A 25,002-nucleotide genomic window follows, 5' to 3' on the forward strand; every position below is an offset into this window, starting at 1 on the left:
TTTCGCATGCCGACCCCGCGCTTCGCTGCAATGTGTTCGTCCGGTGCCCTTGGCCGACACACTCATTTGCACCGTTCCCTTTGACGGCAGAGAGAGAGTCGTTTTGCTGGATAACCTGTTTCGGACCGCTCGCAGTTCCGTGCCCAATGCGCCGCGCGTCGAGTCTGGCGGCGTGCCTCCCGCGCGTACGCCGCATACTCCGGTGGCGCTGAAGGGGCCTGAAGGTCTCATGGGCGCACCAAAGCGACTTCAGGGCGCTGATGAGCAGTCCTCCCCCGTGCGCAGTCCGTTGCCACCGTCCGCACTGAACCGCCGCCAACCGGTCATCGACCGCTCGCAGTCAGAGATCCAGCCCCATGTCTCCGGCGGCCATTCATCGCCGATGCACGAGACCTCGCCTTCTCAGCCGGTACGGCGCCAGACGCTGGGCCAACTGCTGGCCGAGGCCCTGCGAGAAGAAAAAGCCGAGAAGGCGCAGCAGGCCCAGCAAGCCAAACAAGCCCGCCTCGCTGCGCTGGCGCAATTGGTGCACTCGGCATTGCCGGATGGCGGTCAGGCCATGAAACGATTGAAGGCGCGCGCGGCCAGGGAGCACCCGGCCACTTTGGCCGACAGGTTGCTTTTTATCCGCCATGGAGCTCCCAAACCGATGGAAGGCCCCCGAAAAACGGCGTTCGAGGCGCTGGTGCGTGACGACCTGTGGGCCATGGCCATGGCTGGTGGGATCGATCCTTTGGTGGCGGTCGACAAGATGGCCGAGGCTTTGGAAGAGGGAATACTCGGCCAAGGCATTTTGAAGAGCGATCTTGAATTGCTGACGCAAGTGCTGGACGACTTGGCCATCGACCGTTTGTACACGCGGCTGAACTTGAAAATGACGGACGACACCATGCCCGCGTTCACGAACGCGCAGGTGCTGGAGGCGCCTGTGGAGTTGGGGGAGGGGAAAATCAACAAGGTTTACGCAGTCAAGATTGAGAATACCGATGGCTCTGAACTGGATGCCGTTTTCAAGCCGCTGAACCCCGAAGTGCCCAGCGTGGAGGAGTGGAGTGCGGCTGCCAGACTGGCGGGCATATCGAGAGAAGATCCGCAGACGGCGATGCGCAATCTCGCAACCGTCGCCTACGCGAAGATGATCGGTTTTCATGTGGTCACCGACACGCGCGTGGCGTTGATCGACATCGGAGATGACCCGTTCAACCCTGCCTTGGGGCTGATCATGGAACGCGCCCGTGGTGAACCGGCTGAAGAGGTCGATGCGGAAGTGTTCAAGGAGGGCTCCGTGTGCGCGGAAGTGACGAAGCTCCAGTTGCTTGACCATTTGACCGGGGAGGCTGATCGCTACGACAAAAACTATTTTGTCGAGCTCGGCTCCGATGGCCGGGCCAGGGTCATGGGCATCGATAACGACACCAGCTTCGGCGCAGCACTGACTGATCCAGCCGGCGCTAAAGCGCCGCCGACCAACCCGGAAGTCCTCGTAATCGATCCAGCGCTCCTGGGGCTCCGCGGTACGGCGCTCCCCCCTGTGGTGGACACGGACATGGAAAGCGCAGTCCTTGCCCTCACGGAAGACGGCATTGTTTCGATCCTGGAAGACAAGCTGAACGATGCCGAGGTCGCTGCCGCCATCCAGCGGTACCGAGGCGTCAGGCAGCACATTGCCGAGTTGCGCGAGGCGGGGCTCGTCATCGCGCCGCACGAATGGAGCCGTTCCGACATCCAGGAACTCTTCACCCCGGAAAACAGCTATCTGGGCCGCGATCGCGAATTTGCTTAGGTTGCCAGCCAACCATAGACATTGAACAACCCACATGAACCTCTCTGCCAACGAAGCCGAACGCCATGCCGGCGCGTCCTCAGCCATGACCCTCTTCGCTGACGAAGGACTGCCGTTTCCTCCGGTCCCCGCACTGTTGCTGGCGTCGATGAAGCAGCAAGGCGCAGCGTGGTTCGCCACACGCCCAGTGGCTTCCACCCCCTACGACTTCCATCACTTCCTGGACGAAGTCGAAACACAGCCCGAGCTGGCGGACTACGCCGTGGTGGGCTTCGACGGCCATGGCACCAACAGTTGGGCGGTGCATTTCTACCTGGTTGGCACCGGTATCGCGCTCTTCGTCAAGCTCCCCTGGGGCGGGGCCTACATGGACCCCGAACCGGCCCGGGCGCACATCGCCGAAATATTCGACTGGGCCGCCGCCCTGCTGTCCCGGCTGCAACGTGCCGAGTCGGCCGGCCACATACCACCAGGCCTGCGGCTTCAGGTGGCCGCGAGCCAGTTCGACCACGCGGGTTGGCGCTGGCTCGGCACGGGTCAGGATGCGGCCCAGGCCCCGTGGAACCCGCCGTCCGGAATGAGGGCGGCCCTGCTGCAGGAGCTGGACGATGTGATCGCCGGCCGCAAGGTGCTGACGGCGCAGCGGTCTTGATGGGCCGCTGAACGGCGGGGGGCGATCGCGTTTTCGCCTGCCAGGCCGGCGCTTCGCGGCGGTGCGTGCCGCCAGAGCCCCGCACCGACAGACTCTCGGGCGCCCATCGGTTTTGGTGCCAGAAAGGGAGTCATTTGTTCGACCACTCACATCGGATCACCCGGGGCTCCACCGTGCCCGCGACCACGCGCATCCCGACGGATGCCGGACCTTCCACGCCGGCATCGAATTCGCCGGCCGTGCAGGACGGACCTGAGGGGTTGCGCAGCGCGCGCAACCGGCCCCAAGGGGCCTCAGGGCAGCGCTCTCCCGTGCGCAGCCGTTTGCCCGGCGGGCCGGGCGGCCATGCGCCAGCCGTTTCCGCTGTGTCGGTCATCGGTTCGCCGTCCACCCCTGCCGCGATAGCGCATCACCCGCCCGTCACCCGGCGCCGTGGCGAGATCGAATCGCAGTCTTCCGAAAGGAATTCGCCACCGCCGCAGGCATCGCGCCAGCGGCCTTCGCACCGAAACTCTCCAAAACCGGAAGGGTCGTCGGCCCCGCAGCAAGAACGGGAGAAAGCCGAACGCGCGCAGCAGGTGCGAAAGGCCCTGCCCGGTGGGGGCGAGGCCATGAAGCGCTTGAAGGAGCGGGCGGCCAGACAGAATCCGGCCACGCTGGGCGACAGGATGCGCGCCACCCTCCAGGGGGCGCCCAAGCCCATGAAAGACCAGCGCCGCAAGGCGTTCGAAGCCCTGGTGCATGCCGACGTGATGGCCCTGGCGGGCACGAGCCAGATGGCGCCCTTGTCGGCGGTAGACACGATGCGGGCCGCGGTGCAGGACGGGGTCCTGGGCCAGGGCGTGCTGGAGGAAGACCGGCAACTGCTGCTGGACGTGCTGGAGCGCTTGTCCATCGATCACCTCTACGGGCGGCTGAAACTCAAGAGAACGGCCGAGACGCTGCCCGCCTTCACCGACGCCCAGGTGCAGGCCCCGCCCACCCGGATGGGCGCGGGCAAGTTCAATACCGTCTTTGCGGTGAAGCTCAACCATCCGGATGGCTCCGTGTTCAATGGCGTCTTCAAGCCGCTCAGAACCAAGGCGCAGGGGTTTGTCTCAGCGAAGAGCGGCATCCCGCAGGACGATCCGCAGACCGCCATGCGCAACCTCTCGACGCTCGCCTATGCGAAGAAGCTCGGTTTCGATGTGATCGTGGACACGCGTGTGGCGCTGCTCGACATCGGGGCCGGCCCGGTGAAGCCAGCCCTCGGCCTGATCATGGAAAAAGCGCGCGGCCTGCCTGCGGCCAAAATGAAGTCGGACATTCTGGACCGGCCGCAGGTGTGCGCGGAGCTGACCAAGCTCCAGTTGCTCGACCACCTCGCGGGGCAAGGCGATCGCCACCTCAACAACTACTTCATCCACATCCACGGCGATGGCCGTGCCAGGGTCACGGGCATCGACAACGACCAGTGCTTCGGCCACAAGCTGATCGATCCGGCCGGCATCCAGCGGATCAAGGGCGACCCTTCGCGCAAGGGTTATCGCGGCACGGGACTGCCCCCGGTGGTGGACGTGGACATGGCGCGCGCCATCGATGCGCTCACGCAGGAAGACATCCCTTCGATGCTGGGAGACAAGCTGGACGAGGCCGAGATCGGGGCGGCGATCCAGCGCCTTCAGGGTGTTAAAAGTCACATCGCGCAATTGCGAAACCAGCGCCGGGTCATTGGTCCGCAGGCATGGAGCCAGACATGGGTGCAGGCGCTCCTGACCCCGGAAAACAGCTATGTGGGGCGCCAGCGCGAGCGGGCTCTGAAAAAATAGGCCGAACTGGCGCGTGCGCAGAGGGACGGCGATAGCGATGGCTCCGATAGCTGGATCTCGACCGGGGCCGTGTTTTTGTGAACCCGCAGCTGGCGCTGATCGACACCTGGCGAGACCCTTCGGTCTCCAACGTCGGCTTGGGGCTGATCATGGAGCGCGCCCGTGGCAAGCCGGCCTTGCACACCGATGTGGACACGCTGGGCCGCGCGGACGTGTGCGCGCAGGTGATGAAGCTCCAGTTGCTCGACCATCTCACGGGACAGACCGACCGAAATCATGAAAACTATTTCATCGACATCGGGCCGGACGGGCAGGTCAAGGTCACCGGCATCGACAACGACCAGTGCTTCGGCCAAAAGCTCACCGATCCCGCCGGCATCCAGCCCGGCGCCGACCGCACCCCGCAGGCCCGGTTCCGGGGCGTGGGGCTGCCTCCGGTGATCGACACCGACATGGAACGCTCGGTCCATGCGCTCACGGAGAGCGACATCCGCACCATGCTGGAAGACAAGCTGAACGACGCCGAGATCCGTGCTGCGATCCAGCGCTACCAAGGCGTGAAGGCCCATATCGCCCAATTGCGGGAGGTCGGCCGTGTCATCGATCCTTCGCAATGGGACGACCCGAATGTCCAGGGGCTGCTGGACGAGAACAACAGCTACGTGGGGCGCGAACGCCTCTGGGTTCCGATCCATGCCCGCGCGTTGGACAACCCCTGGTGAGATTTTCTCTGGAAGCCCTTGCGATAAGGCAGACCGCAATCACCGGCTACCCGGCCCCATCTCTGTGAGGCACACGAACGCACTGCGTCGATGCGTCTTCGCCCTCCGGTTTCGCCTGTCAGTGGGCCGCTTCGCCATCCCATGCCTCCCGGGAGCCGGCCCGCAGCAAACTCCCCTGTGCCGTATTGTTTTGACGGCAGAGAGAGAGTCGCCTTGCCACAGAACCCGTTTCGGATCGCCCGGAGTTCTATCCCCGTTGCGCCTCGCGTTGGCCTGGATGCAACGCCTTCCCTTCCCGCGTCGCCTTCGCCAGCCTCGCTGAAGGGGCCCGCCGGATTGAGAGAGGCTCCCCTGCGGTCCCAAGGCATGGCTGGCCAGCTGTCGCCCTTGCGCAGCGCGCCACCCCGCTCCCCAGTGAGAACGGCCCAGGATGGGCCGGGGCCATCGTCGGCGGCCGGGCAGGCGGGGCATCCAGCGGCCCGCTCGACGCTGGGCGACTGGCTGGCGAAAGAGCGCGCGCAAGAAAAGACCGAGCGGGGTCAACTGCTGGCATCGGCACTGCCCGGTGGCGGCGGGGCGATGAAGCGGCTGAAGGCGCGCGCGGCCAGACAGCATCCGGCCACGGTGGCCGATAAATGGCACGCGCGCCTGAACGGGGCGCCCAAACCCATCGTGGACGGCAAACGCAGGGCAGCGTTCGAGGCCCTGGTGCGCGCCGACGCGATGGCGCTGGCACGGTTCGGCCAGATCGACCCCCGGCTGGCCGCCGACAAGATGCGCGCGGCGGTGGAAGACGGAACGCTGGGCGACGGCATCCTGGCGGAAGACCGGAAACTGCTGCTGGAGGTGCTGAACCAGTGCACCGACCCCACCGATCACCTCTACCAGCGGCTGAATCTGAAGATCATGCCCGACACCCTGCCGGCCTACACGGACGCCCAGGTAGTGGAGAAACCCGCGCACCTCACATCGGGCACGTTCGCCTCCGTCTTTGCGCTCAAGGTCGAGAAGAGCAATGGCGTCGTGCAAGACAGTGTGTTCAAGCCGCTCAAGGCAACGGAGCAAGGCTGGGTGGGCAAGTGGTCCGGCATCCCCATGGACGATCCGCAAGCGGCCATGCGCAACATCGCGACCGTGTCCTGTGCGAAGAAGCTCGGCCTCGATGTGATCGCGAACACGCAGTTGGCAATCATCGACACCGGACGAGGCCCCTTGGACCCCGATCTCGGCCTGCTCATGGAACGTGCCCCCGGCAAGCAGGCCCGCGACGTCGGTGCAGACACATTGAAAAATCCGGCGGTCTTCAAGGAGGTCACCAAGCTGCAGTTGCTGGACCACCTGACGGGCCAGGTCGATCGCCATCCCAACAATTACTTCATTCACGTCGGATCGAACGGGGACGTCAAGGTCACGGGCATCGACAACGATCAGTGCTTCGGCAAGGACCTGCTCCGTCCGTCCGATATTCGGCCGCTCAGCGGGCTGCCGTTCCATGGCACCGAGCTGCCCCCGGTGATCGATACCGCGATGGCGAGCATGATCGGTGGCCTGGGAGACGATGAACTGCATGCCATGCTGGACGACAAACTGAGCGACGAGGAGATCGAAGCTGCGGTCTCTCGCCTACAGGGCATCAGGCTCCACGTTGACCAGCTGAGGCGCGATGGGTGGGTCATCGCGCCGGACCGATGGGATAGCCCGGAAGTGCAGGGGCGTTTCAATGCGCAAAACAGCTACATCGGCCGCGAGCTCAGCAAGAAGCCGCAGGTTTTAGCAGCCGGTTGAGCCGCAGGTCTTCTGTCCCCGCCATGCCCGTACCGGCCTGGCATCCGGCATGAGCGCATCCCTTCGATCAGATGTCTTGCGGCAGCGGCCCCGCATCCAGCAGGCGGGGCGTGGCCGCGCCATGGAACAGCCGCGCGGGCGCATCGCCCAGCAGCGCGCGCGCGCTGCCGCGCACCCGCACGCCCGTGCCCTCTGGCAGGCCCAGCACCGGGGTGTCGGGGTTGAGCGCGCAGAACTCCTGCAGGCGCTCCTGCCGCGTTTCGCCGCGGTGGCCGGGCGGGTGGGCCTCGGTGTAGTGCGCGTTGATCTGCCACGGCACCAGGGCCATCGCGTCCAGGCCGCCGGGATCGGTGATGGGCATGTCGTTGGTGGTGCGGATCGTGGGGCAGGCGATGTTGGAGCCCGCGCTCCATCCCAGGTACGACGCATCGCCTACGCGCACGCGCTCGGCCATGGCCGTCAGCAGCCCCCGGCGACGCAGGTGGCCCAGCAGCGCGAAGGTGTTGCCGCCGCCCACCACGATGCGGCGCGCGCCCTGCACGGCGGCCAGCGGATCGGCGGCGTGGTGCACCGACCGCACGGTCAGGCCCAGCGGCTGAAGGGCCTGCGCCACCAGCACCTCGTAGTCGTCCCAGCCGCGCGTGACGCCGGCGAACGGAATGAAGAGCGCTTCGCCGCCGTGCGCGCCGCCGGGGCCGGGGGGCAGCGCGGCCCAGTCGCGGACCCAGTCCAGCGCATGGGTGAGATAGCCTGCGTCGCTGCTGGAGTTGCTCAGGAGCAGAAGATTCATGGGGGTGTTCCGATGGGCCAGGGGACCTTTGGGGGAGGGTGAGACGAAGCAATGGCCCGGGTTGATGGTTGCTATTAAATATGTAGCATCATGCCCTAGTGGATATTGCGCTGGAGGCCTTTTTTATCAAGAGCCTGCGCCGCGTTGGCGCAGCACCACCGTGATCTGGCCGTTGGTCTCGATGGTGGCCCGCTCCACTTCGTGCAGGTGCAGGCTGCCGCCGGCCCGCAGCGCGGCGGCGAGGTCCTCGGTGGAGATCAGTTCCTTGCGCATGAGTGCCTGGTTCACCTGGCCACCTTGCACCAGCACCTCCGGCTTGCCGTCCACCAGGTGCGCCAGGCGCGGGAAGTGGAAGGTCAGCTGGGCGAGCAGCACGTGACAGGCGATGAGGGTCAGGGCCGAGATGAGGCCGCCCACCAGGGAGTTGTCGCCCGCGTTCATCGAGTTCTGCACCGCGTTCGACAGCACCAGCAGCAGCACCAGGTCGAACGGCGCGGTCTGCCCGGTCTGGCGCTTGCCGGTCAGGCGCAGGAAGGCCAGCAGGAACAGGTACACGATCACCCCGCGAACGATGAACTCCCACCACGGCACGCTCATTGCCAACATGGCCATTCTCCAATTGCGCCCGACATGGGCGGGGTGCAGTGTGCCATCTGCAAGAATGCGCCCCTCGGGCCCGTGCCGGGCCGCTTTCGTGCTTTCCGTTTTTGCAGCAAAGGACCGCCATGCAGCGTCGCACCTTCCATCACCGCGCGGGCGCCGGGGCCCTCGCCCTGTGGCTGCTGGCCGCCCACGGCCGAGCGCTGGCATTGTCGCTGGGCGAGCTGTCCAGCGCCGATGCCGCCAGCGGCGTGAAAGCCGCGCTGGCGCAGGGCGCGCAGGCGGCCGTGGCGCTGCTCGGGCGGCCCGACGGTTTTCTGGGCAATCCGCAGGTGCGCATCGCGCTGCCTGGAAAGCTGGAAAAGGCCGCGGACCTGATGCGCCGCTTCGGCCAGGGCCGGCGCATCGACGAACTGGTGACCACCATGAACCGCGCGGCCGAGCAGGCCGTGCCCATGGGCCGCGACCTGCTGGTGGGCGCGGTGCAGACGATGACCGTGACCGATGCCAAGGGCATCCTCGCCGGCGGCGCAACCTCGGTGACCGGGTTCTTCGCGCGCAAGACCCGGGCGCCGCTGGGCGAGCGCTTCCTGCCCGTGGTGAACCGCGCCATCGAACAGGTGGGGCTCACGCAGCAGTACAACGCCTTCGCCAGCAAGGCCGCGGGGTTCGGCCTGATCCGGCAGGAGGATGCCGACCTGTCGCAGTACGTCACGGGCAAGACCCTGGACGGCCTGTACCTCATGATCGGCGAGGAGGAAAAGAAGATCCGCCAGGACCCGGTCGGCTCGGGCAGCGCCATCCTGCGCAAGGTGTTCGGGGCGCTGCAATGACGGGGGCCTGCCCATGAGCCCGGTTGCCCAGCGCCCGCCCGCCCCGCGCGATGGCGCCACCGACTGCCCCTGCGGCCGCTCCAGCGGCCCCTCCATCGGTGCTTCGCCGCCGCGCCGGCCGCTGGCCTATGCCGCATGCTGCGGCCGCTACATCGACCACTTCGACACCACCCCCGCGCCCGATGCGGAAAGCCTCATGCGCTCGCGGTACACCGCCTTCGTGCGCGAGCAGGCGCCCTACCTGCTGGCGACCTGGGAGGCCACGCACCGGCCGGCGCGGGTGGAGTTCGATCCGGGCATCCGCTGGCTGGGCCTGGAGGTGCGGGCGCACCGCAGCCTTGCCGGCGAGCGCGCCGAGGTCGAATTCGTCGCCCGCCAGCGCGCGCCCGGCGGCCGGGCGCACCGCCTGCATGAGCTGAGCCGCTTCGTGCGGCAGGAGGGGCGCTGGTTCTACGTGGACGGCGACCTTCGCTAACCCGCCGCATGCCCGATCGCTCCGGCGCCATGGTGCCATCCGTTTCCGCTGCCTCCGCGCCGGCCCCGCCCAGGCCCTCCCCGCCCACGCCCACGCCCACGCCCGTGGCGGGCGACGCCGGGGTGCAGGCGCTGGACCTGGCCGTGCGCCGCCGGCTGCTGCAGTCGCTGGCCTCGCGCGGCTCCTCGGAGATCGCCGCGGTGGTCATTCCCGGCGTGCTGGTGGGGTTCTACAGCCGCTTCGCGCCGCCGGGGCCGCTCATCGCGTGGTGGGCGCTTTTCGGGATCGTGGCCGTGGGGCTGCTGCGGCTGCGCAGGGGCCTTCTGCGCGATGCGGCGCTGCCCGATGCGGTGGCCGTGCCCAAGTGGGAGCGCATCTTTCACTGGCTGTCCCTGGCGACCGGGCTGATGTGGACGCTGCCCGTCTTTCTCACGATGCCGGCGGCCCCGCTCGAATTCCGCCTCTTCCTGTACATGGTGCTGTGCGCGGTGATCGCATCGGCCACGACGTTCCTCGCGCCGGTGCCGGGCATCTTCTGGCGCTATTTCGCGGCCAGCTACCTGCCGCCCACGCTGGCGATCTACTGGTACTTTCCGCAGCGCTGGCATTACCTGCTGCCGCTGATGCTGCTGTACGGCGCCGTGCTGTGCCGCCATGCCTGGGGGTCGCGCCGCTTCGTGGTGCAGCAGGTGGAGATGGAGCGCCAGCGCGCGCAGCTGGCCGAGCAGTACCGCGCCGCCAAGGAGGCGGCCGAGCGCGCGCTGGAGGAAAAGAACCGGTTCATCGCCACCGCCAGCCACGACCTGCGCCAGCCGCTGCACGCCATGGGCCTGCTGGTGGAGACGGCCCTGCAGCGCAACGGCGACGAGCGCCTGAACGCCGTGCTGCAGGACGTGCAGGGCTGCGTGCGGTCGCTGAACTTCATGTTCAACGCGCTGCTGGATCTGTCGCGCATCGAGGCTGGCACTTTTTCGGTGCGCCAAGAGAGCGTGTCCCTGCGTGCGCTGTTCGACGACGTGGCCACCGTGTTCGCACCCGATGCCGAGCTGCGCGGCCTGCGCCTGCGCCTTTACCTGCCGCGCCAGCGCGAGGCGGCGGTGCGAGGCGACCCGGCGCTGCTGCGGCAGATGGTGTTCAACCTGGCGCAGAACGCGCTGCGCTACACCGCCTCGGGCGGCGTGCTGCTGGGCGCGCGGGCGCGGGGCGACCGCTGGCGCATCGAGGTGTGGGACACCGGCGCGGGCGTGGCGCCCCGGGACCGCCACCGCATCTACGCGCCGTTCTACCGCAGCGAGCAGGCCCGGGTGCAGCAGGCCGAAGGGCACGGCCTGGGGCTGTCGGTGGTGGCCCGCTCGGCGGGGCTGATCGGCGCGGGGCACGGGTTCGAATCCACGCCGGGCCGGGGCTCGTGCTTCTGGCTGGAGCTGACGGCGGCCCCGCCGGGCGGCCCGCTGCCGGCCGAGCCCATGCTGCAGCCCGCGGCGCCCTGGGCCGAACGCATGGCCTCGCTGCAGGGGCGCTGCCTGCTGGTGGAGGACGACCCGCAGATCGCCTCGTCGCTGTCCCAGTTGCTGCAGTCTTGGGGACTGCAGGTGCAATGCGCGGCCACCGGGGCGCAGGCCATGGCCGGGGTGGACGGCGGCTTCGTGCCCGATGCCGTGCTGTGCGACCACCGGCTGGGCGCGGGCGAGAGCGGCTTTGCCGTGCTGCAGGCGCTTCTAGCGCGCTGCGGCCATGCGCGCGGCGCCATGGTGAGCGGCGAACACGATGCCCCGGCGCTGCTGCAGGCCGAGGAGGAGGGCTACCTCGTCTTTCGCAAGCCGCTGGCGCCGCAGGCGCTGCATGCAGTGCTGTCCCGCTGGCTGGCGCACGCCGACGCACCGTGACGGCGCGGCCCCTGGAGGCCGGGCGGCCCACAGGCCGTGGCGCGGCTCAGCGGGGGTAGGTCGGTGGCGGCAGTTCCAGCCGCACGCCGCGCAGCTTGGCGATGGCCTCGACCCGGTTGCGCGCCTGCAGCTTGTGCAGGATGGCCGTCACATGCTCCTTGACGGTGTGTTCGGACACGTTCAGCGCGGTGGCAATCGGCTTGTTGGGCAAGCCCTGCAGCAGCAAGGCCAGGATCTCGCCCTGGCGCGGGGTCAGCCCCAGTTCGGCCGGGGCCAGCGGCACCTCGCGCGCCAGCGGCGTGTCGGCCACCGGCGCGGGGCTGTCCGGCGCGGCATCGAACCAGGTGCCGCCGCCCAGCAACGTGCTCACCGCCGCGGCGAACGCCTCGGGCGCTTCCTGCTTGTGCACGAATCCGTGGGCGCCGCTGGCACGCGCCTTGAGCACGATGGCCGGGTGGCTGTCGCCGCTCACCATCAGCACGCGGGTGGCCGGCGCCAGCGCCAGCACGTCGCGGATGAACAGGTCGGTCGCCCCGTCGGCCAGCCAGAAGTCCACCAGCGCGATGGCCGGAGCGCCGCGCTGGGCGATGGTGCGCAGGGCCTCGGGCGGGCTGCCCGCGCTCACCGCATCATCCAGTTTCTTGTGTAACCGCAGGAACGCGGTCATGCCGTGGGCGACGAGGGGATGGTCGTCCACGACCAGCCCGTAGTGGTCGCTGCCAGGGCGCAGGGGTTCTGAAAAGCTCAATGAAATTTCCGTGCCGGTGCAGGCTTGCCGCCCTCGGAGCCTGGTGCACCGTGTAACAAATACCCCCCTCCAGGGGGGTGGGGCATGGGGTGCACTGTACTGAAAATCACCCCCTCTTTGCGCCGTGCCGGGCGATATCGCTCCACGGCCGTTGCTTTGATGCCAGTCACCCCGACGCAGGGACGTGCCGGCGCCGCCGTGCCGGACCACGCGCGTCCGCTGCGATCGTGGGTGTCCTCGCCTTCCCGGCGGGCACCTTGCCTTGCCACCTTCTCCAGGAAAAAACCATGAACACTGCGGACCTGTCCCGCCGAACCGCTGCGGCCTTGATCGTCTCCCTTCTGGCTGCCTGCGGCGGCAGCGACGGAAACGGCGACGCCACCGCGCCGACGGCCCCTGGTGCCCCCGCTCCCGCCCCGGCGCCCGCCCCTGATCCGACGGCACCCACGCCGGCGCCCGCTCCGGCGCCTGCCCCCGCCAATGTGACCGGCCAGTACCGGCAGGAAAGCGCCGCCACGTCGGTGGACGCCGCATTGGCGGCCATGAACGCCCAGGGCGCGCAAGGCTATGCGTTCCTCTCCACGTTCGTCGCGGATGCCGGTGGCAGCGCGCAGGCCTTTGGCGACTTCTATCTGCAGGACACGGCCCATGGCGCATCGCGCCTGCAGTACGTGGCCATCGCGCAGCCCGCCACGGCGGACGCGGTGCTGGCGCTGCTCAACCAGCAGGGCGCGGGCGGCTTCGCTTACAAGGCGCCTCTGTCGTTCGGCTCGGCGTCGGGCATCCGGGGCCTTTTCGTGAAGGACACCTCCAAGTCCCTCACCTACACCTATGAACGGCAGCCCATGTCGTCCGCGCTGTCCCGGGACGGCTTCGTGGCCCAGCTCAATGCCCAGGGCGCGCGCGGCTTCCGCCTGGTGGGCCCCCTGGCGGCAGGCAATGAATTTTTCAACCTGTACGTGAAGGACTCTTCGGCCGATACCTATGCCTACGTGGGCCTGGACGGCCTGCCTTCGTCCCCTTCCACCTATGGCGACACATTGCGCCAGCGGCTGGACGAGCAGGGCGGGCAAGGCCGCCTGTGGATCGGCGACTTCGTGGTGGCGGGCGGCGCGAGCGCGAGCATTTTCGAGAAGAGCGCAAGCCAGAGCGGTGCCATCCGCTACAGCGTGGAGCCTTCCAGCGGCCAGCAGAGCCTGGCGCAACTGCAGTCCCAGCTCAATGCGCGTGCGGCCCAGGGCCTGTTCTATTACAGCGACGTGGGCGTCACCGATCTCGGCACCAGCCAGAGTGCCCGGTTCACGGTGTCGGTCGGCGGTGCCCTCACGATGCGCAACCCCTTGGCGGGCATCACCTACCCGTAAAGGCCGGCGGCGTCCGGGCCGCGGCACGGATGGGGTAGATTCAGCGGCTGGTTTCCAGCGGCGCCGGCTGCATTGCCAGCAGTGGCTGTGCTGCCCATCGCGCCGATCCTGCGCGCTCTTGCCCCACCCCTGCCATGCCCCCATCCGTCCTGCCCTCTTCCTACGACGCCGTGCTGTTCGATTGCGATGGCGTGCTCGTGGACAGCGAACCCATCACCCACCGCGTGCTGCGCGACCAGCTCGAAGCCTCGGGCTGGTCGCTCACGCCCGAGGAATGCCTGGCCATCTTCCTGGGCAAGGCCGTGCGCAGCGAGGCGGCACGCATCGAGGCCGAAACCGGCCAGCCGTTGACCGACGCCTGGATGGCCGATTTCTACACCCGCCGCAACGCCGCGCTGCAGGCCGAACTGGGCCCGATTCCCGGTGCCCCCGATGCCGTGCGGGCCGTGCACGAGCGGCTCGGTGGCCGCATCGCCTGCGCATCGGGCGCGGACCGTTTCAAGGTGGAGCTGCAACTGGCCAAGGTGGGCCTGACGCCGCTCTTCCAGGGCCGCATCTTCAGCGGCCACGAGATGCCCCGCACCAAGCCCGCCCCCGATGTGTATTTGGCCGCCGCCGCCGCGCTGGGCGTGGCGCCGGCGCGCTGCCTGGTGGTGGAGGATTCGGTCACGGGCGTGCAGGCCGGCGTGGCGGCGGGCGCCACGGTGGTCGGCTACAGCCCCATGCCCGAGGGGCATGCCTCGGTCCAGGCCCTGCGCGCGGCCGGCGCGGCGCATGTGATGCTCCACATGGCGGAACTGCCCGCGCTGCTGGGCTGAGGGCGGCCCGGCGAAAACAGCGCGCCTTCGCAGGGTGGGAAATGGGTTCGCCTGATCGGTGCAGGGCAGGGACTTTGGCTTCCACGATCGGCAGCAGTGGGATGGGCGTGGTGCGGCGCACCGCTCCATGCCCCCAGGAGAACCCATGTCGATTCAATTTCCCAAGAGCCCTTTCTCGCGTTTCAACAGCGCCTCCGCGCGCGGTGCCAACGCCGCTCCGGAGCACCGGGAGCCGCCCCGGCAGAGCCGTTTCAAGGCCGGTGGGGACGCGGGGCCGATGCCGCAGCGCCGGGCCGGCGCTGCAGGCCACCCGGCCGACAGCGCCGCCGCCAACGACCGCCGTGGGCCCGCCCCGCAAAACTTTGCAGGCCGCACCAGTGCGCAGGCCAGACGGCCGGGCGCTCCGCCGACCGTTCCTGGCAATCCCACGGTCGCGCAGGTCTTGTCCAAAATTCCGCTGCACGAAGTCGATCGCATGACCCCGGTGCAGGTCAAGCAGTTCACGAAGCTCCTGGGCGGGAAGACCTTCGGCGTGGAGCCCGCGCTGCTGGCGCAGAACTGGAAGCTGCTGCGCAGCCAGTTCAACGGGGCTGAACTGCAGCAGTTGCTGCTGAAGAAGACCGCCGACGTGATGAAGTTCCTGACGGCCCCAGCGCTGCCGAAATCGCCTGCGGCCCAGGTGCTGGCCGTGTTCCAGTTGCATGAAATCGACCGCATGGACCCGCCGAGGCTGAAGGAGCTCGTGGCGATCCTGGGTGGCCATGCCCCGGGCAAGGGCCCTGAAGCACGGGCCGAGAACTGGCAACTGCTGCGCCAAAAATTCACCGAGCCGGAACTGAAGCATTTGCTGCTGAACGACACCGCCAACGTGGTGGAGTTTCTGACGGCTTTGCCGCCCCCGCCGAAAGCCGGCGCTGGCCCCAAGGCGGATGCCGGCCCCAAGCCAGGCCCGGGCCCCAAGGCCGATTCAGGTCCCCGACCGAATGCGGGCGCCGGGCGGCAGGAGGCGCCGAAGCCCTCGGCCAAGGTGCAGCAGCAGCAGCCGGCGGCGGTGCCTGCTGCCGCAGGAACCAAGCCCATCGCCCTCGCCGGGATGAAGCGGGAGGCGGCGTTCCAGGCGCTCAAGGACCGCGGCATGTCGCACGCGCAGCTGCAGCAGATGCGGCAGGATTTTCTCGACCAGGTCAACCACGGCAGTGGCGCATCGGGCGACGCATTGAGCGCCAAGTACCGGGCGTTCATCACCGACGACCTGTCGCAATCGGGCACCTTGCGCCACTATGCCAAGCTGTTCGTGCGCCCCATTCCTGACGAGGCCGCCGCCGGCAAGGCTTAGGTCACGCGCCCTGGCCGAATCCACCCCCGCCCGCCAGCCGGGCAGCGCGGCGGAACGCGGCGGGGGACTGCCCCGTCCAGCCCCGAAACGCGCGGATGAAGCTCTTTTCGTTGAGAAAGCCCGCGGCCTGTGCCACCTGCTTGATCGGCCGGTCGGTGCGGTGCAGCCATTCGATGGCGCGGTGCTGGCGCACCTCGTCTTTCAGCGCCTGCAGCGACGCGCCTTCTTCCTTGAGTTGGCGGTGCAGCGTGCGCGGCGACAGGTGCAGCCGCTCGGCCAGTGCGTCCGCGCCCTGCAGCGCGCCAGTGTCGGCTGCCAGCGCCTGCCGCACGCGCTGCACCAGCAGGCGGTCGCGCCGGTATTGGCGCACGGTCAGGGGCAGCGCGCGCTGCAGCATGGTGCGCAGCGCGTTCTCGTCGCGCTGCAGCGGCATCGCCAGATAGCGCGCATCGAAGCGCAGCGCGGCCTGCGGCGCACGGAAGGCGATGGGGCCGGCGAACAGCAGCGGATAGGCCGCCTGGTGCGGCGGTGGCGCAAAGGGAAAATCCGCGCCCTGCAGCGGCAGGCGCGAATCGATGAGCCAGCAGGCCAGCCCCAGCGCGTTGCGCAGCATCGAGACCAGGCAGAACTCGCGCAGCGTGCCCAGGTCGCAGTGCTCGGTGATCGCCAGCGTGGCGGTGGCGCCGTCGGTGGCCAGGTGCAGGGCGATGTCGTCGGTCAGCAGGCCATGGTGGCGGCACCAGCGCTGCAGGGCCAGGCCCAGGTGCGGCGCGCTGATCGAGGCCCGCGCCAGCATGCCGTAGCTGCCCCAGGGCAGGCGCCGGCCGAACCAGCCCAGGGCCTCGTCGTCCAGTTCGCGCATGGCGCCGTCGGAGAGCTGCTCCATCTGCAGCGCCGTGATGCGCCCTTGCGGATGGTCGATGTCCGATGGCGTGATTTGTGCCTGCCGCAGCACGGCCGACGCATCCATGCCGCGCTGGGTGTAGGCCTGAACGATGGCCCGCACGAAGGCCATTGGCGTAGCAGCGGTGGGCGCGTGGGGGGCGGGGTGGGGTGGGGGGTGGGGCAGGGCGGTGGCGGGTTCGGGCATGGAGGGAGTTTGCCTTGCGTGGCGCATATTGCAACCTTTGTGACCCCATCTGTCATGCGGTCCTGGCCCGGGCGGGCGTATGCTGCGGCCCATCGCCGTTCCCGGCCGGGCCGGGGGCGTGCCACACGAGGAGACATTGCCATGGACCCAGTGAGCCCGACCGCCCCGTTGACTTCCGCCTTTGCACGCGGCAGCACGGCGGTGCCCCTGATCGAGCAGACGATCGGCGCCTTTTTCAGCGACATGGCGCAGCGCCAGCCGGACCGCGAGGCGCTGGTGAGCGTGCACCAGGGCCTGCGCTACACCTACGGCCAGCTGCACACCGAGGTGCGCCGCCTGGCCAGCGCGCTGCTGGGGCTGGGCCTGAACCCGGGCGACCGGGTGGGCATCTGGTCGCACAACAACGCCGAATGGGTGCTCATGCAGCTGGCCACCGCGCAGGTGGGCCTGGTGCTGGTGAACATCAACCCCGCCTACCGCACGTCGGAGGTGGAATACGCGCTCAACAAGGTCGGCTGCAAGGCGCTGGTGACCATGGCGCGCTTCAAGACCAGCGACTACCTGGGCATGCTGCGCGAACTGGCGCCGCAGTGGGCCGCCGGCACGCCGGGCGCACTGCAGTCCGACCGGCTGCCGCAGCTGCGCACCGTGGTGTGGATCGACGGTGCGGTCGGCGGCGACGAGCCCGGCCTGCTGCGGTTTTCCGAGCTGATGGCGCGCGGCGATGCGCAGGATGCGCGCATCGACGCCGTGGCCGCCACGCTCGATGCCAACGACCCCATCAACATCCAGTTCACGAGCGGCACCACGGGCTTTCCGAAGGGCGCCACGCTCACGCACCGCAACATTTTGAACAACGGCTTCTTCATCGGTGAGTGCATGCGGCTCGCCCCCGAGGACCGGCTGTGCATTCCCGTGCCGCTGTACCACTGCTTCGGCATGGTGCTGGGCAACCTGGCCTGTCTCACGCACGGCGCGGCCATCGTGTACCCGAGCGACGGGTTCGATCCGCTCAAGGTGCTGGAGACGGTGCAGGCCGAGCGCTGCACCGGCCTGCACGGGGTGCCCACGATGTTCATCGCCGAGCTGGACCACCCGCGCTTTGCCGAGTTCGACCTGTCCACGCTGCGCACCGGCATCATGGCCGGCTCGCCATGCCCCATCGAGGTGATGAAGCGGGTGGTGAGCGACATGCACCTGCCCGAGATCACCATCGCCTACGGCATGACCGAAACCAGCCCGGTGAGCTGCCAGAGCAGCACCGAGACGCCGCTTTATAAGCGCGTGTCCACCGTGGGCCAGGTGCAGCCGCACCTGGAGATCCAGATCATCGACCCCGAATCCGGCGCCGTGGTGTCCGTGGGCGAGCGCGGCGAGCTGTGCACGCGCGGCTACTCGGTCATGCACGGCTACTGGGACGATCCGGCCAAGACCCGCGAGGCCATCGACGAGACCGGCTGGATGCACACCGGCGACCTGGCCACCATGGATGCCGAGGGCTACGTGAACATCGTCGGCCGCATCAAGGACATGGTGATCCGCGGCGGCGAGAACGTGTACCCGCGCGAGATCGAGGAGTTTCTCTACCGCCACCCGCAGGTCCAGGACGTGCAGGTGGTGGGCGTGCCCGATGCCCGCTACGGCGAGGAGCTGTGCGCCTGGATCATCCCCAAGCCCGGCACGGCCGCGCCCACCGAGGACGACATCCGCGCGTTCTGCAAGGGCCAGATCGCGCACTACAAGGTGCCGCGCTACATCCGATTCGTCGCCGAGTTCCCGATGACGGTGACCGGCAAGATCCAGAAATTCAAGATCCGCGATGCCATGAAAGAACAGCTCGGCCTGCAGGAAAGCACCACCGCATGATCCTCGAATCCCAACTCAATGCCCGCTCGGCCGACTTCCTGGCCAATGCTGCCGCCATGCGCGCCCTGGTCGATGACCTGCGCGCCCGCACCGCCCAGGTGGCCCAGGGCGGTGGCGAAGCCGCCCGCGCCAAGCACACGGCCCGCGGCAAGCTGCTGCCGCGCGAGCGCGTGCAGATGCTGCTGGACCCCGGCACGCCGTTCCTCGAACTGGCGCCCCTGGCCGCGCTCAACATGTACAACAACGACGCGCCCGGCGCCGGCCTGATCGCCGGCATCGGCCGCGTGAGCGGCGTGGACTGCATGGTGGTGTGCAACGACGCCACGGTGAAGGGCGGCACCTACTACCCCATGACGGTGAAGAAGCACCTGCGCGCGCAGGAGGTGGCCGCGCAGAACCACCTGCCGTGCATTTACCTGGTGGACTCGGGCGGCGCCAACCTGCCCAACCAGGACGAGGTGTTTCCCGACCGCGACCACTTCGGCCGCATCTTCTACAACCAGGCGCACATGAGCGCGCAGGGCATCGCGCAGATCGCCGTGGTGATGGGCTCGTGCACCGCCGGCGGCGCCTACGTGCCGGCCATGAGCGACGAATCCATCATCGTCAAGAACCAGGGCACCATCTTCCTGGGCGGCCCGCCCCTGGTGAAGGCGGCCACGGGCGAGGTCGTGACGGCCGAGGACCTAGGGGGCGGCGATGTGCACACGCGCCTGTCCGGCGTGGCCGACCACCTGGCGCAAAACGACTTGCACGCGCTGCAGCTGGCCCGCAACGCGGTGCGCAATTTGAATAGAAACAAGGCCCATGCCGGTGAATTACATGCCTCTATTGCTCCTAAATTTGTAGCGAACGAGCTGTACGGCGTGATTCCGGTGGACACGCGCAAGCCCTTCGACGTGCGCGAGATCATCGCCCGCATCGTCGATGGCAGCGAGTTCGACGAGTTCAAGGCGCGCTACGGCACCACGCTGGTCACGGGCTTCGCGCGCATCGAAGGCATGCCCGTGGGCATCATCGCCAACAACGGCATCCTGTTCAGCGAGTCCGCCCTCAAGGGCGCGCACTTCATCGAGCTGTGCTGCCAGCGCAAGATCCCGCTGGTGTTCCTGCAGAACATCACCGGCTTCATGGTGGGACGCAAGTACGAGAACGAGGGCATCGCGCGCAACGGCGCCAAGATGGTCACCGCCGTGGCCACCGCCGCCGTGCCCAAGTTCACCATCGTCATCGGCGGCTCGTTCGGCGCGGGCAACTATGGCATGTGCGGGCGGGCGTATTCGCCGCGCTTCTTGTGGATGTGGCCCAACGCGCGCATCTCCGTCATGGGCGGCGACCAGGCCGCGAGCGTGCTGGCCACCGTCAAGCGCGACGGCATCGAGGGCAAGGGGGGCCAGTGGAGTGCCGAGGAAGAAGAGGCCTTCAAGGCCCCCATCCGGCAGCAGTACGAAAGCCAGGGCCACCCCTATTACGCCACTGCGCGCCTTTGGGACGACGGCGTGATCGACCCTGCCGACACGCGCCGCGTGCTGGCGCTGGGCCTGTCGGCCACGCGCAATGCGCCCATCGAAGACACGAAGTTCGGCCTGTTCCGCATGTGACCGCCAGCCCGCCGAAGACTCCGACGCAGATCCCGCCATGACCCTTCGCCGACACGCCCTGGCCTGGCTGCTGCGCTGCGCGCTGCTGCTGGGCGCCTTGCCCGCCCTGGCGCAGTTGGCGCCGTCCACCGCGCCCACGCTGGATGCCACGCTGCGCGAGCAGATCGTGATGGTGCCCAAGGGCGAGGGGGTGCTGTCCACCGAGCTGGAAACCACCGTGTACCGCCCGGCGGGCACGGGGCCGTTCCCGGTCGTCGTCATCAACCACGGCAAGGCCAACGGCAACCCGCGCCTGCAGGAGCGCGCGCGCTACCTGGCGGCCGCCCGCGTGTTCGTGGAGCGCGGCTACCTCGTGGTGATCCCGATGCGCCAGGGCTTCTCGCGGTCCACGGGCGCCTACCTGGGCAGCGGTTGCAACGTCGAAGGCAACGGCCGCACGCAGGCCGAGGACGTGCAGGCCGCGCTGGCCTACGTGCGCCGCCTGCCGGATGCGGACAGTCAGCGCATCGTCGTCGTCGGCCAGTCGCACGGCGGCCTGACCACCCTGGCGCTGGGCACGCTGAACCCGCCCGGCGTGCGCGGCCTCGTCAATTTCGCCGGCGGGCTGCGGCAGGAGCAATGCCCCGGCTGGGAAAACAACCTGGCCAGGGCCTTCGGCGCCTACGGCCAGGGCACGCGCCTGCCGTCGCTGTGGTTCTACGGCGACAACGATTCGTACTGGCCGACCTCGCTGTACCGCGACATGTACGCGCGCTACGTGGCGGCTGGCGGGCGGGCCCAACTGGTGGCGTACGGCAAGTTCGGAACCGATTCGCACCGGCTGTTCGCCTCGCAAAGCGGCGTGCCGATCTGGCTGCCGCAGGTGGAGCGCTTCCTGGCCGGACTGGGCCTGCCGTCCCGGCCGGTGACGCACATTCCGATGATGCCGCACGACAGCGCCGTGCCCCGGGCCACCGACGCCTACCCCGTCGCCGATGCGGCGGCCATTCCCTATGTGCGCGATGCAGCGCGGGAGGGCTACCGCAAGTTTCTTGCGGCGCCATGGCCCCGGGCCTACGCCATCGCGCCCAGCGGCGCCTGGGCCTACTACTACGGCCGGGCCGATGCCATGGCCGCGGCGGTGGCCCGCTGCAACGAAAACGCCAAGGCGGCCACCTGCCACCTGTATGCCGTGGACGACCACGTCGTGTGGGAGGCGCCATGAGGCCGGCACATTCGCCCGCCGCACGCATCCGGCCGCATCCGCGTTCGGCTTTTTCTCCAGAGCACCGAGGACCCACCCCATGAACTCCGTCCAGACGGCCTATGACGGCGCCGTGGCGCGCATCACGCTGGCGCAGCCCGATCTGCGCAACGCCTTCAACGACGAAACCATTGCCGCGCTCACGGCCGCCTTCGCGCAGGCCGGCGCGCGCGACGATGTGCGTGCCGTGGTGCTGGCTGCGCAGGGCACTGCCTTCTGCGCGGGCGCCGACCTGAACTGGATGCGCCGCATGGCCGACTACACGCGCGAGGAAAACGTGGCCGACGCCGGCGCGCTGGCCGAGATGCTGCGCACGATCTACGAATGCCCCAAGCCCACCATCGCCCGCGTGCAGGGCGACGTGTATGCCGGCGGCATGGGCCTGGTGGCGGCCTGCGACATGGCGGTGGCCGTCGATACGGCGGGCTTTTGCCTGTCGGAGGTGAAGCTGGGGCTCATCCCGGCGACCATCAGCCCCTATGTGATCCGCGCCATGGGCGCGCGCGCCGCCCACCGCTATTTCCTGACCGCCGAGCGCTTCGGCGCGGCCGAGGCGCTTCACCTCGGTTTCGTGCATGCGGTGGTGGAGTTCGAGCAGCTCGACGACACGGTGGATGCCTGGCTCAAGGCGCTCACCAGCGCCAGCCCGGCCGCGGTGCGCGCCTGCAAGCGGCTGGTGCAGGACGTGGCGGGCCGCGACATCGATGCCGCGCTCATTGCCGCCACGGTGCAGGGGATTGCCGACATCCGCGCCAGCGACGAGGGGCGTGAGGGCGTGCAGGCCTTCCTGCAAAAGCGCAAGCCCTCCTGGCTGGTGGGGCCGGGCTGACCGGGGACGGCATGGACGCGCTCTGGCTGCACATCGTTCAGTGGCTCCACGCCGTGGGGCTGCACGTGGACCCCGGCACCGCCCGCGGCGTGGCGGCCGGCGCGTCCCAGGCCACGGCAGCGATGGACCTGCCGGGCCTGCTGGCCCTGGCCGCCGCGCTCGGCTGGGCCAGCGGGTTCCGGCTGTATGCGGTGGTCTTCATCGTGGGGCTCATGGGCGCGGGCGGCTGGCTGCCGCTGCCTGCCGGGCTGCACGCGCTGCAGCACCCTGCCGTCCTCACCGTGAGCGGGCTGCTGCTTTGCGTGGAGTTCTTCGCCGACAAGGTGCCCTGGCTGGACAGCGCCTGGGATGCAGTGCACACCGTCATCCGCATTCCTGGCGGGGCGCTGCTGGCCGCGGGCGTGTTCGGCGCCGACAACGCCACCATGGGCCTCGTCGCGGGGCTGCTGGGCGGCTCGCTCTCGGCCACGGCCCTGGCCACCAAGATGACCACGCGCGCCGCGGCCAACACCTCGCCCGAGCCTTTCTCCAACTGGCTGCTGTCGTTCTTCGAGGACGGCCTGGTGGTGGCCGTCGTGTGGATGGCCACGCAGCACCCGGTGCTGTTCGGCGTCGCGCTGGTGGTGATGCTGGTGCTGTCGGCGCTGCTGCTGATCGTGCTTTTCAAATTCCTGCGCGCCGTGCTGCGGCGCGTGTCGTCTCTTTTTTCTGGTCCTGCGAAGGTGGTTTGAATGTTCACGAAGATTTTGATTGCCAACCGCGGTGAAATCGCCTGCCGCGTGGCCGCGACCGCACGTCGCCTGGGCGTGAAGACCGTGGCTGTGTATTCCGATGCCGACGCCGGCGCCAAGCACGTCGCCGCATGCGACGAGGCCGTGCACATCGGCGGCAGCTCGCCCAAGGACAGCTACCTGCAGTGGCAGCGCATCATCGACGCGGCCCGGGCCACGGGCGCGCAGGCCGTGCACCCCGGCTACGGATTTCTGTCGGAGAACGAGGAGTTCGCCCAGGCCTGTGCCGATGCCGGGCTGGTCTTCATCGGCCCGCCCCCGTCCGCCATCCAGGCCATGGGCCTGAAGGCCGAGTCCAAGCAGCTCATGGAAAAGGCCGGCGTGCCCCTGGTGCCCGGCTACCACGGGGCCGACCAGGACCCCGCGCTGCTGCAGCGCGAGGCCGACCGCATCGGCTACCCCGTGCTCATCAAGGCCAGCGCGGGCGGCGGCGGCAAGGGCATGCGCGCGGTGGACCGGTCGGAAGACTTCGCCGCCGCCCTGGCGTCGTGCCAGCGCGAGGCCATCAACAGCTTCGGCGACGACGCGGTACTCATCGAGAAATACGTGCAGCGCCCGCGCCACATCGAAATCCAGGTGTTCGGCGACACCCTGGGCAACTGCGTGTACCTGTTCGAGCGCGACTGCTCGGTGCAGCGGCGCCACCAGAAGGTGCTGGAAGAGGCCCCGGCCCCCGGCATGACCCCGGCCATGCGCGCCGAGATGGGCAACGCCGCGGTGGCCGCTGCACGCGCGGTGAACTACGTGGGCGCGGGCACGGTGGAATTCATCGTGGAGCAGCGGGCCGATGGGTCCATGGACTTCTTCTTCATGGAGATGAACACCCGCTTGCAGGTGGAGCACCCGGTGACCGAGGCCATCACCGGCCAGGACCTGGTGGAGTGGCAACTGCGCGTGGCCTGCGGCGAGCCGTTGCCGCTGGCGCAGGACCAGTTGCGCATCGGCGGCCATGCCATCGAGGCGCGCATCTGCGCCGAGAACCCCGACAACCAATTCCTGCCCGCCACCGGCACGCTGCAGGTGTACCGCAAGCCCGCGGCCACCAGTTTCGAGCGCGCGCCACTGGATGGCGCCGCCGCCGGTATGCGGATCGATGACGGCGTGCGCGAGGGCGATGCCATCAGCCCGTTCTACGACTCGATGATCGCCAAGCTCATCGTGCACGGCGACACGCGCGAGCAGGCGCTGGCGCGGCTCGACGAGGCGCTGGCGCAGACCCGCATCGTGGGCCTGTCCACCAACGTGCAGTTCCTGCGCCGCGTGGCCCGCACCGACTCGTTCGTGCAGGCCGATCTGGACACGGCGCTGATCCCGCGCGAGCAGGCCGTGCTGTTCCACCAGGAGCCGGTGGGCCTGCCGCTGGCCGCGGCGGCAGCGGTGGCCCGGACGCTGCAGCGCGAGCGCGCCACGGAAGGCGCCGACCCGTTCAGCCGCCGCGACGGCTGGCAATCGCACGGCGTGACGCGCCGCCGGTTCGCGTTCGAATTCGGCGGCCAGCCCGCCGATGCCTGGCTCACCTACGGACCGGGCGGCGCGATGGAACTGGCGGTGGGCGAGGGCGAGGCTGCCGTGGCCGGGCCGCTGGCCTTCACCGCCGATGGCGAGGGCCTGGACCTGCACTTCGCCGGCCAGCGCACGCGCGCCGTGGTGCATGCCCAGGGCGAGACCGACCACGTCTTCACGCCGCGCGGCGCCACGCAGATCGTCGCCATCGATCTGCTGGCCCACGCGGGCGAGGCGCAGTCCGAGGGCGGGCGCCTGACCGCGCCCATGCCCGGCAAGGTGGTGTCGTTCGCCGTGAAAGCGGGCGATGCCGTGACCAAGGGCCAGGCCCTGGCCGTGATGGAGGCCATGAAGATGGAACACACCATCGCCGCGCCCGTGGACGGCACGGTGCAGGAACTGCTCTATGCGCCGGGCGACCAGGTGACGGAAGGCGCCGAGCTGCTCAAGCTCTCGCCCGCGTGACAGCGCGCAGCCCC

General features: G+C 68.9%; 21 protein-coding genes. 17 read left to right on the forward strand and 4 right to left on the reverse strand.

The genetic code is table 11. The features are described 5' to 3' along the window. Positions 1 to 103: 103 nt before the first annotated feature. From M5C98_RS02890 to M5C98_RS02910, 5 genes are all read left to right on the forward strand, one after another. Positions 104 to 1,783, forward strand: a complete 1,680-nt coding sequence (locus M5C98_RS02890) for a hypothetical protein (protein WP_272550850.1) — start codon at positions 104 to 106, stop codon at positions 1,781 to 1,783. Positions 1,784 to 1,817: 34 nt separating this feature from the next. Continuing rightward, positions 1,818 to 2,435, forward strand: a complete 618-nt coding sequence (locus M5C98_RS02895) for a hypothetical protein (protein ID WP_272550851.1) — start codon at positions 1,818 to 1,820, stop codon at positions 2,433 to 2,435. Positions 2,436 to 3,046: 611 nt separating this feature from the next. Continuing rightward, entirely contained in the window at positions 3,047 to 4,243 is a 1,197-nt protein-coding gene (locus M5C98_RS02900) for a hypothetical protein (protein ID WP_272550853.1), read from the forward strand. Positions 4,244 to 4,320: 77 nt separating this feature from the next. Further along, positions 4,321 to 4,965: a hypothetical protein gene (locus tag M5C98_RS02905; RefSeq protein ID WP_272550854.1), complete on the forward strand. Its 645-nt coding sequence runs from the start codon at positions 4,321 to 4,323 to the stop codon at positions 4,963 to 4,965. A 366-nt stretch (positions 4,966 to 5,331) separates the two neighbouring features. Beyond that, entirely contained in the window at positions 5,332 to 6,750 is a 1,419-nt protein-coding gene (locus tag M5C98_RS02910) for a hypothetical protein (RefSeq protein WP_272550855.1), read from the forward strand. A 67-nt stretch (positions 6,751 to 6,817) separates the two neighbouring features. Here M5C98_RS02910 and pepE read toward each other — a convergent pair whose 3' ends face one another. Next, positions 6,818 to 7,540, reverse strand: a complete 723-nt coding sequence (gene pepE, locus M5C98_RS02915; protein ID WP_272550856.1) for a dipeptidase PepE — start codon at positions 7,538 to 7,540, stop codon at positions 6,818 to 6,820. A gap of 126 nt (positions 7,541 to 7,666) precedes the next feature. After that, entirely contained in the window at positions 7,667 to 8,146 is a 480-nt protein-coding gene (locus M5C98_RS02920; protein WP_272550857.1) for a DUF421 domain-containing protein, read from the reverse strand. A 119-nt stretch (positions 8,147 to 8,265) separates the two neighbouring features. On the opposite strand from M5C98_RS02920, the gene M5C98_RS02925 reads away from it, so the two are divergent. The 3 genes from M5C98_RS02925 to M5C98_RS02935 are packed head-to-tail and all read left to right on the forward strand — an operon-like array spanning position 8,266 to position 11,334. Beyond that, entirely contained in the window at positions 8,266 to 8,973 is a 708-nt protein-coding gene (locus M5C98_RS02925) for a DUF4197 domain-containing protein (protein WP_272550859.1), read from the forward strand. A gap of 13 nt (positions 8,974 to 8,986) precedes the next feature. Next, complete coding sequence (locus M5C98_RS02930) at positions 8,987 to 9,448, forward strand: YchJ family protein (protein WP_272550860.1); 462 nt, start codon at positions 8,987 to 8,989, stop codon at positions 9,446 to 9,448. Between the two features lie 8 nt (positions 9,449 to 9,456). After that, entirely contained in the window at positions 9,457 to 11,334 is a 1,878-nt protein-coding gene (locus tag M5C98_RS02935) for an ATP-binding response regulator (protein ID WP_272550861.1), read from the forward strand. A gap of 46 nt (positions 11,335 to 11,380) precedes the next feature. On the opposite strand, the gene M5C98_RS02940 is transcribed toward M5C98_RS02935, so the two are convergent. Beyond that, on the reverse strand, positions 11,381 to 12,088 hold the full coding sequence (locus tag M5C98_RS02940; RefSeq protein WP_442867271.1) for a LuxR C-terminal-related transcriptional regulator: 708 nt from the start codon (positions 12,086 to 12,088) through the stop codon (positions 11,381 to 11,383). A 281-nt stretch (positions 12,089 to 12,369) separates the two neighbouring features. Here M5C98_RS02940 and M5C98_RS02945 point away from each other — a divergent pair, with 281 nt between their 5' ends. The 3 genes from M5C98_RS02945 (at position 12,370) to M5C98_RS02955 (ending at position 15,600) form a co-directional block, all read left to right on the forward strand. Further along, positions 12,370 to 13,446: a hypothetical protein gene (locus M5C98_RS02945; protein WP_272550863.1), complete on the forward strand. Its 1,077-nt coding sequence runs from the start codon at positions 12,370 to 12,372 to the stop codon at positions 13,444 to 13,446. Between the two features lie 134 nt (positions 13,447 to 13,580). Beyond that, positions 13,581 to 14,264 (forward strand): HAD family hydrolase, encoded by a 684-nt coding sequence (locus M5C98_RS02950; RefSeq protein WP_272550865.1) that lies wholly within the window; start codon positions 13,581 to 13,583, stop codon positions 14,262 to 14,264. A 145-nt stretch (positions 14,265 to 14,409) separates the two neighbouring features. Continuing rightward, positions 14,410 to 15,600: a hypothetical protein gene (locus tag M5C98_RS02955; RefSeq protein ID WP_272550866.1), complete on the forward strand. Its 1,191-nt coding sequence runs from the start codon at positions 14,410 to 14,412 to the stop codon at positions 15,598 to 15,600. A gap of 1 nt (position 15,601) precedes the next feature. On the opposite strand, the gene M5C98_RS02960 is transcribed toward M5C98_RS02955, so the two are convergent. Further along, positions 15,602 to 16,690 (reverse strand): AraC family transcriptional regulator, encoded by a 1,089-nt coding sequence (locus tag M5C98_RS02960; RefSeq protein ID WP_272550868.1) that lies wholly within the window; start codon positions 16,688 to 16,690, stop codon positions 15,602 to 15,604. Positions 16,691 to 16,831: 141 nt separating this feature from the next. On the opposite strand from M5C98_RS02960, the gene M5C98_RS02965 reads away from it, so the two are divergent. From M5C98_RS02965 to M5C98_RS02990, 6 genes are all read left to right on the forward strand, one after another. After that, a complete protein-coding gene (locus M5C98_RS02965) occupies positions 16,832 to 18,556 on the forward strand; it encodes an AMP-binding protein (protein ID WP_272550869.1) in 1,725 nt (574 codons plus the stop codon). After that, on the forward strand, positions 18,553 to 20,157 hold the full coding sequence (locus M5C98_RS02970) for a carboxyl transferase domain-containing protein (protein WP_272550870.1): 1,605 nt from the start codon (positions 18,553 to 18,555) through the stop codon (positions 20,155 to 20,157). Before M5C98_RS02965 ends, M5C98_RS02970 begins: the two co-directional genes overlap by 4 nt. A gap of 37 nt (positions 20,158 to 20,194) precedes the next feature. Next, on the forward strand, positions 20,195 to 21,361 hold the full coding sequence (locus M5C98_RS02975) for a dienelactone hydrolase family protein (RefSeq protein WP_272550871.1): 1,167 nt from the start codon (positions 20,195 to 20,197) through the stop codon (positions 21,359 to 21,361). Positions 21,362 to 21,440: 79 nt separating this feature from the next. Then, on the forward strand, positions 21,441 to 22,229 hold the full coding sequence (locus M5C98_RS02980; protein ID WP_272550872.1) for an enoyl-CoA hydratase/isomerase family protein: 789 nt from the start codon (positions 21,441 to 21,443) through the stop codon (positions 22,227 to 22,229). An 11-nt stretch (positions 22,230 to 22,240) separates the two neighbouring features. After that, the gene (locus tag M5C98_RS02985; protein ID WP_272550873.1) at positions 22,241 to 22,960 is read left to right on the forward strand and encodes a DUF4126 domain-containing protein; all 720 of its coding nucleotides are present in this window, start codon (positions 22,241 to 22,243) and stop codon (positions 22,958 to 22,960) included. Further along, positions 22,961 to 24,988, forward strand: coding sequence for an acetyl-CoA carboxylase biotin carboxylase subunit (locus M5C98_RS02990; protein WP_272550874.1), 2,028 nt, complete (start codon positions 22,961 to 22,963; stop codon positions 24,986 to 24,988). Positions 24,989 to 25,002: the final 14 nt, after the last annotated feature.

Origin of the sequence: Acidovorax sp. NCPPB 3576 (assembly GCF_028473605.1) — a bacterium.
In the GTDB taxonomy this organism is placed as follows: domain Bacteria; phylum Pseudomonadota; class Gammaproteobacteria; order Burkholderiales; family Burkholderiaceae_C; genus Paracidovorax.